Origin of the sequence: Streptococcus pluranimalium (assembly GCF_047785705.1) — a bacterium.
Taxonomy (GTDB): domain Bacteria; phylum Bacillota; class Bacilli; order Lactobacillales; family Streptococcaceae; genus Streptococcus; species Streptococcus pluranimalium_A.
The window spans coordinates 1-7,207 of record NZ_JBLOJV010000052.1 but is presented as its reverse complement, the minus strand read 5'-3'; the positions used below and the strand labels follow the sequence as shown (position 1 = coordinate 7,207).

The 7,207-nt window shown below is 39.2% G+C and carries 5 protein-coding genes and 1 pseudogene; 4 read left to right on the top strand and 2 right to left on the bottom strand.

Going from position 1 to position 7,207, the window contains the following annotated elements; all coding sequences use genetic code 11:
• Window positions 1-293 precede the first annotated feature (293 nt).
• Window positions 294-1,355: a hypothetical protein gene (locus ACMZ6Z_RS08730; protein WP_416132161.1), complete on the top strand. Its 1,062-nt coding sequence runs from the start codon at window positions 294-296 to the stop codon at window positions 1,353-1,355.
• Between the two features lie 421 nt (window positions 1,356-1,776).
• On the opposite strand, the gene ACMZ6Z_RS08725 is transcribed toward ACMZ6Z_RS08730, so the two are convergent.
• Window positions 1,777-2,826 (bottom strand): ammonium transporter, encoded by a 1,050-nt coding sequence (locus tag ACMZ6Z_RS08725; RefSeq protein ID WP_416132160.1) that lies wholly within the window; start codon window positions 2,824-2,826, stop codon window positions 1,777-1,779.
• Between the two features lie 92 nt (window positions 2,827-2,918).
• Between ACMZ6Z_RS08725 and ACMZ6Z_RS08720 the strand changes: the two genes are divergently transcribed.
• Window positions 2,919-4,046: an NAD(P)/FAD-dependent oxidoreductase gene (locus ACMZ6Z_RS08720; RefSeq protein ID WP_416132159.1), complete on the top strand. Its 1,128-nt coding sequence runs from the start codon at window positions 2,919-2,921 to the stop codon at window positions 4,044-4,046.
• 25 nt (window positions 4,047-4,071) lie between these two features.
• Here the strand turns inward: ACMZ6Z_RS08720 and ACMZ6Z_RS08715 are convergent, their stop codons facing one another.
• Window positions 4,072-5,322 (bottom strand): threonine/serine ThrE exporter family protein, encoded by a 1,251-nt coding sequence (locus ACMZ6Z_RS08715; RefSeq protein ID WP_416132158.1) that lies wholly within the window; start codon window positions 5,320-5,322, stop codon window positions 4,072-4,074.
• Window positions 5,323-5,578: 256 nt separating this feature from the next.
• Here ACMZ6Z_RS08715 and rpoE point away from each other — a divergent pair, with 256 nt between their 5' ends.
• The gene (gene rpoE / locus ACMZ6Z_RS08710; RefSeq protein WP_416132157.1) at window positions 5,579-6,160 is read left to right on the top strand and encodes a DNA-directed RNA polymerase subunit delta; all 582 of its coding nucleotides are present in this window, start codon (window positions 5,579-5,581) and stop codon (window positions 6,158-6,160) included.
• Window positions 6,161-6,295: 135 nt separating this feature from the next.
• Window positions 6,296-6,661: pseudogene (locus ACMZ6Z_RS08705) on the top strand (IS5/IS1182 family transposase); the annotation flags it as partial.
• Window positions 6,662-7,207 lie beyond the last annotated feature (546 nt).

The window sequence follows — 7,207 nt, the reverse complement described above, 5'->3', positions numbered from 1 at the left end:
TACAAGGTTGCGTTCACGAGTTCTCGTTTAGACCATTTATAGGTGCGGTGTTTGGAGAAATAGGATTCAAGTTGAGCCCATTCTTGATCGGTTAAATCAGTATCATATGCTTTTCGTGTCACATCTTTAGTTTAACATGTTTTGTGAATACAGGTTCTTAGAAATCATCGCTTGGTTTGGTTCAAGCAAAAATGACCGCAATCAATATTATCTTTTAGTTGATAAGTGATTGCAGTCAGGGTACTATTAATAATAAGAATACAGTAGAATACTGCTTTGAAAGGATATTGGATATGGTAAAGAAAAAAGTGTTTGTCATTATGCCGTTTCAAAATGAATTTTTTGAAGTTTATGAAATGCTTAAGTCAAAGTTTTCCGAAGACTTTGAATTTACGAATGCAGGTGACGAGGGAAACCAACAAAACATATTAATGGATATTATCCAGCCGATTTATGAGGCAGATATTGTAGTTGCTGATTTAACAGGCTTGAATCCGAATGTTATGTATGAGCTTGGTTTAGCTCACTCATTTAACAAGAAGACTATTGTGATAACGAAAGATGATTTGTCACAGCTCCCTTTTGATTTAAAACAATATAGAGCGAAGGATTATGACACTCATTTTTTACGATTTGAGGAACTGTTAAATTATTTGAAAACGAACTTATACGGTGCTATTTCAAATGAGGTTGGGTTTAGTAATCCTGTAAGAGATTTTCTTAGATCAGAAAATATAAATAATGTCCCTTGGTTTGCAGAAAAAGACATTATCGAATTGGCAGAAGAAAATGGAAAAGGTTTTATAGATTTTTTGGCAGAAATTGAAGAAATTACTGAGAAATTTACAGAAGTTATTACAACGTTGACAAACGATATTATGGATATGGAAGATGGAGTTTCAAAAATAGGAGACGAGATTGAACGAGTAAATAAAAAAGGAGGAGCAGGAACAGCGTCTTTTGTCAGAAAAGAAGCTAAAAAAGCAGCAACTCATGTAGATAATTTTGGTAAAAAATTAAACAAACATATTGATGATTTGTCTAAAATCTGGGACATAATCGAAGTTAATTCTGCAGGATTATTAGATAATGAATTCGCGACCTCAGATGATAATCTTGATAATTTAAAAGTATTTATTGATTCTTTTACACCCTTGAAGGAGTCAATATTAGAGAGTAATGAGTCCGTCCTACTAATGAAGCAAAGTTTAGAAAAAAGCATCGGGTTGGAAAGAAGTCTAACTCAGGCAATCAAAAATGTTTGCTCAAGTTTTGATGCATATATAACACTCACTAGTCGATTTAATAATTCTATTGATATTTTACTAAAGAAAAGTAGATTTATTGTTAAATAAATATTTTAATGTGATTATCATGTTTTGAGTAGGAATACCATGAAGGTAGGCCTTCAGTTGTCAGGTTATCTTGATATTTTTAGAGAAAATTATTTCCTTGGGGAAAATTAATGATTTGATCATCTTTTAAAGGCTATGATATAGATATAGGTTTCCTAACGGATAATATGAAGAAATCAAACGTTTGCCTGTCCATTCCTCAACTACATAAGCTCCGAAAACAGATTTTTGGTAATCCATTGTTTGTAAGATTGGGTTATAATTGCTTATTTGTAATGAAAATGGACTTTGAAAGCTTGATTCAATAGCCTTTTACAGATAGTTGACTTATATCACCCAAAACCAGGTCTTAAGAAAGCTCGTAAAGCTTCGCAATTCTCAAAACGTTAATTATCCGCGATATATCAACGTTTCAAGGCAATCAAGATTTTGCCTTTGGTGTCTTTTTGACGAAAACATACAAAACCATCTTTCCGACCACAATGGTGACGATCATTGAAACTGTAATTGTCACAAGGATGCCGATGATTTGAGGGAGTGCTGTTTCAGGAGCGATAGCAATGACGCCTAGACTTCCGAGTAAGCCCCCAATCCCGTTCATGGCAAAGGAGTCGACCACGTCATCAAGTGACAGGTGCTTTTGTATCCAAGCCATCATCAGGTAGGTCAGGCTGCTAGCCGTCCCACAGATCAGCATCATCTCTAGAGGATTGGCTACGCCGACTGCCGAAGTGCTAGTCACCAGTCCCACAATAACGCCGTTTAGCAGAGGAACCGTCAGCTTTTCCTCCTTGTGCCACTTGGCGAGGATGCTCCAGGTTAATCCGCCGCTGATGATAGCGAGCAAGGTCTTGATGATAATCAAAACGCTCTTGCTACTGAGCTCACCCACAGGAGCCATGTTAAAACCAAACCACCCAAAACTAATCAACATCATGCCGAGATATAAAGGCAGATGCTGCGTGTTGCTGTGTTGATGAGGGGTCTTTCCCAGCAGTTTTGCCAAGACCAGAGATGAAAAGCCCGCTGAGACATGGACGACCAGACCGCCTGAAAAGTCAACGACACCAAGCTGAAATAGCCAGCCAGCAGGATGCCAAATCAGATAAGCCAGAGGGCAATAGACCAAAAGCAGCCAAAAGGTGCTTAGTAAGATCAGATGGTGGGTTTTGGTACGATCAATCGTAGCACCGACCATCATGCCGACGGCATACAAGGCAAAGCAGAGCTGACAAAGCAGGTCTAATAAAACCTTCTGGGAGACCTCTTGCTGGCTAAAAATGCTGTCTAGTCGCCCCTGAAAACTGACGAAATAGGCACAAGCTAGCCAGAGAAAAGTGGTCCACAGCATGGTGAGGGTATATTGATAGAAAATGCGACTGCTAAGCTTAGGAGATAGGTAACCAACATACATAAGCCCCAAACCGAAAATCATTAGCCACATGATGAGGCTACAAAGTAATAAAAACATCTTGCTCCTTTACAATGAGAAATAGATTTGTTAAAATAGTTAACCAGTTAAGTATTTTAAAGAATCATTACGTGTTTGTCAAGGAGGAGTAGATGACTCACTACAAGATTATCGTTATCGGTGCAGGTGCAGCAGGTATTGGGTTCGGGGCAGCCCTGAAACAGTTAGAGATTGATGATTATTTGATTTTAGAAAAAGGGCATATCGGTGATAGTTTTCTCAAATGGCCACGGACCACTCGCTTTATCACGCCTTCATTTACCACAAATGGCTTTGGCTTTCCAGATATCAATGCTGTTGTTCCAGATACCTCGCCAGCCTTTTCCTTTCAAAAGGAACATCTCTCAGGAAGAGAGTACGCCGAGTATCTCCATCTCGTGGCTAAGCATTATGACTTAGCGATTGAAACCCAAACAGCAGTCACTACCATCACAAGGACTGAAGATGGCTATCGGATTGAGACCAACCGTGGGATTTACACGGCTACCTACCTCATCATGGCAACGGGAGAATTTCAAAATCCCTATCGTGGTGGGATTAAAGGCGGTGAGTTGGGGATTCACTATGGTGAGGTGGATAGTTTCTATCTGAAATCAGAGGATTCTTTTATTGTCCTGGGAGGCAATGAGAGTGGCTGTGATGCTTTTACAAGCCTAGCCGCCATGGGCAATAGCGTTTCCCTTTATACGGAAGACTTTGGCAGATCGCAAGTAGCCCCAGACCCAAGTATCAGGCTGTCTCCAATCACACAAGAAAAGTTGGCAGAAGTTGACAAACGTGATGATTGGGATGCTCACATTTTTGAAGACAAAAGCGTCACTTCTATTGAAAAATTAGCTGACCACTACCGCGTGCATTTTCATGACGGTAGCCACGCAGACTCCAAGCATCAGCCCGTTCTAGCAACAGGCTTTCGGACTTGTGTATTAACCATTTTAGGGGATGACTTGTTCCAATTCACTAAAGATGGGATCCCTATGGTCAACGAGCAAGACGAGTCAACCTTGTCTCGCAATGTCTTTTTGCTTGGGCCAAGCTTGCGCCAAAAAGACGTGATTTTCTGTTACATTTATAAGTTTCGCCAACGTTTTATCCCAGTCATTAAAGAAATCGCTAAGCGTGAACAGTGGCATCTAGACCAAGCCGTCTTGGACTTTTACCAAAACAATCAAATGTCTTTAGACGATCTAGCTTGCTGCGATGTTCGCTGTGATTGCTAAAAAAGCCAGCTCAAGAAGAGCTGGTTTATTTTTTGCGTTTTTTAAAGAGTGAGAGTGGGATTTGCTGAATGATACTGATGGCAATAGTAATGGCAAAAGCAGTCACAAATGAGGTTCTAAGGTGCGTCATGGCTAATTCATTTGAGCCTGTCAGCATAAAGTAAATCCCCCGATAAAAACTTAAGCCAGGAATCAAAGGAAAAATACTGGTGGATAAGAATATCGTCATTGGCGTCTTACGTCTGGCAGCCAGAATTTTTGAAACCAAGGTGACAAAAAGTCCAGGCAAGAAGATGGCGATAATATCAAGTGCCAAGTTCTCCTTGACAAGCATATAGAGTAACCAGGAGACAGCACTGACCATACCAATATCCAATAAGTAGCGTTTTGGCACATGATAAGTGATGGAAAAAGCAATGGTTCCAACACCAGCAGCAAGTGTTCGCATCAGAAAATCAACATAAGTCACACTTTCAGCAGAGAAAGTCTTGGTCATTTGGTCTGCAAAGGGGAGAAGTTCCGTTGTCCCAGCAACGCCAGCTGAAATTGAGATGCAGCTCATGAGAGCAGACATGAGCAGTGTGAATCCGATAGTAAAATGATTTTGAGAAATTTCCCTGATAGCATTAACAAAAAATCCACCAGGAATCATAATCATTAAAGCTCCTAAAAGAATAATACTTCTAGTCTCACCTAATCCCAAGAAATAAAACAAATTAACGGATAAACTAACAATTGAGCTTGCCAAGATTGTTGTCAAAAATCGTGTATGAATCTTTGATGAAGCGAGTTGGATAAAGCCACCTGCCAAAAGGCCAGCGATAGCTGCCGTAAAGGCATCAATGAAGGAACTTCCCAAAGCAAGCGAAAAGCCGCCAGCACCCAAAAAATAAGCTGCCAAGATGGCCCAAACAGTGTAAAGTGCTTGATGGTTAATCCTTGTCAGTTGGTGCAAAACTTCTGTAGCAGTTACTTTGGTTTGCTTAGAAAGGCTTCTGGATAATGTATTGACAGCCTCAAGCTTTCCTAAATCAATAGCTGTTTCGTTAACATTCATGACTTTGGCTTCTTGATAGCCTAGTTGATTAGTCCCTGAAGCGATGATGCCTTGATTGACCACATACACTTCAAAGGATTCAATCCCCAAAGCATCAGCGATATGGTTCATGGTGGTTTCGATGCGAAAAACCTCCGCACCAGACTCCATGAGAATACGCCCAGCCAAGAGGACGGCATCAATTTCGTTAGTAAGGGTTGTCACTGGACGTCGTTTCATCTACTTAGGACTCCTATTTTTCCTGTTTAAAACATATGCTGTAAACATACAGGTTCTACTTTCCATTATAAGTCCTGCTGTCAATTTTGACAATGCTTGTGTTCCGATTCTTTAACAGCGATTAAACATAAAGGCTATTGTACTGTAAGGAAAACCTGATCAATCAGTACCATTATCATTTTTTAGAAGAAAATTTTGACGAAAAGACAATTTTAGCGTAGAATAGTAAACAATGACAACATAAGGAGAAAAAACCTTGGAATTAGACGTATTTGCTGGTCAAGAAAAGAGTGAACTATCAATGATTGAGGTTGCTCGTGCTATTTTGGAAGAACGTAGTCGTGATAAGGAAATGTATTTCAGTGACTTGGTGAATGACATCCAAGCTTACCTTGGGAAAGCAGATGCTGACATCCGTGAGTCGCTTCCAAACTTCTACACCGATTTGAATACTGACGGTAGTTTTATTCCCCTCGGGGACAATCGTTGGGGTCTTCGCTCATGGTATGCCATTGATGAAATTGATGAAGAAATCATAACCTTTGAAGAGGAAGGCGAAGACACGCCAAAACGTAAGAAAAAACGCGTTAATGCCTTTATGGATGGTGATGAAGACGCTATTGATTATAATGATGATGATCCAGAAGACGATGACTACGAAGACGAAACAGAAATCATCGAATACGACGAGGATAATCCTGATGATGAAAAATCAGAAGTTGAATCCTATGATTCTGAATTAAATGAAATTATTACTGACGACACTGTCGAAGACGACGTCGATTTAAACGAAGACGACGATGAGTTTTCAGACGACGATGATGAAATAGAAGACTAGAGATTGCGACTTACCGTTATCAAAAAAGATAATCATCAGTTTTTAAAACCAAATGAGACTGAGCAAAAACTAGTTTTCGAATGAAAAACGAGCATTTCCGCAGCTAGAGATGCTCGCTTTTATATGCCATGGTTTAGCCCAACCGATATCGGAACTTTAACATCATTCCTTCTATCCATTCAAACCATTCAAACACTCAATTTATTCCAAAATAGTTTCGCTGATGCTGGTTATGGAAGCGAGGGAAATGATAGTTTTATCAGTGATGAGTTGGAGAAAATATCTCTTCGTTACCTATGGCATTTCACATAAGGAATTGAAAAGGCTGATCAATTTATTAGACCTGATGGTGGCAGCTATTTTTTTAAAGTACGGCTTTAAACGTGATTTCAAAGTCTATGAGACTGATAGGGTACAAGACAACCCAGAGTTGGATCAATTGCATAGTGAAGAAAGCTCTCGAACTATGCTAAATGGACAATTGGTGTCGAACCCGTTTTTGAGCAATCATTAATGAGTGTTTAGCCCATGTTGAAGGCAAACAAACTGTCCAAATAGAGGTCGAATTTATCCTCATGAGTAAGAATCTCACAAAATTGGCTAAGAATTTGGCTACTAAAGTTGCTCAAAATCAAAAATCACACTGCCCTTGTCTCATCTTACTTATAGTTATTTGAATTAAGATTAAGACATCGATGAATTATTTTGATAAACGCTAATAATGTTATCTATTTCTATACGTTGTCCTAATCTATTTTCAATCCACTATAGTGTCAAGTGAGAAAGCACAGTGTGTTTTTTTCGAAGCTAGTTTTGCCGGTCTCATTTTTAATTTTCATTAATCTTTACCAAAGACTCAATTCCAAGCCCTCAGAGTGACTTGTAAAAAGGTATCTGAGAATCAGCTGTCCTACAAAAATGCTTGAACTACTTATTTCCTAGATGATGTTTACTTAATGGCTAAGAGAACTTGAAAATTAGCAAATTAACGAGCACACAGAAAAATTTTAAAAAACATTCAAAAATGTACCTTTGTCAATGATGTGA

Bases quoted from the DNA above. Each gene is read 5' to 3' on its own strand.
- ACMZ6Z_RS08730 (WP_416132161.1), top strand. From the start codon at position 294: ATGGTAAAGAAAAAAGTGTTTGTCATTATGCCGTTTCAAAATGAATTT.
- ACMZ6Z_RS08725 (WP_416132160.1), bottom strand. From the start codon at position 2,826: ATGTTTTTATTACTTTGTAGCCTCATCATGTGGCTAATGATTTTCGGT.
- ACMZ6Z_RS08720 (WP_416132159.1), top strand. From the start codon at position 2,919: ATGACTCACTACAAGATTATCGTTATCGGTGCAGGTGCAGCAGGTATT.
- ACMZ6Z_RS08715 (WP_416132158.1), bottom strand. From the start codon at position 5,322: ATGAAACGACGTCCAGTGACAACCCTTACTAACGAAATTGATGCCGTC.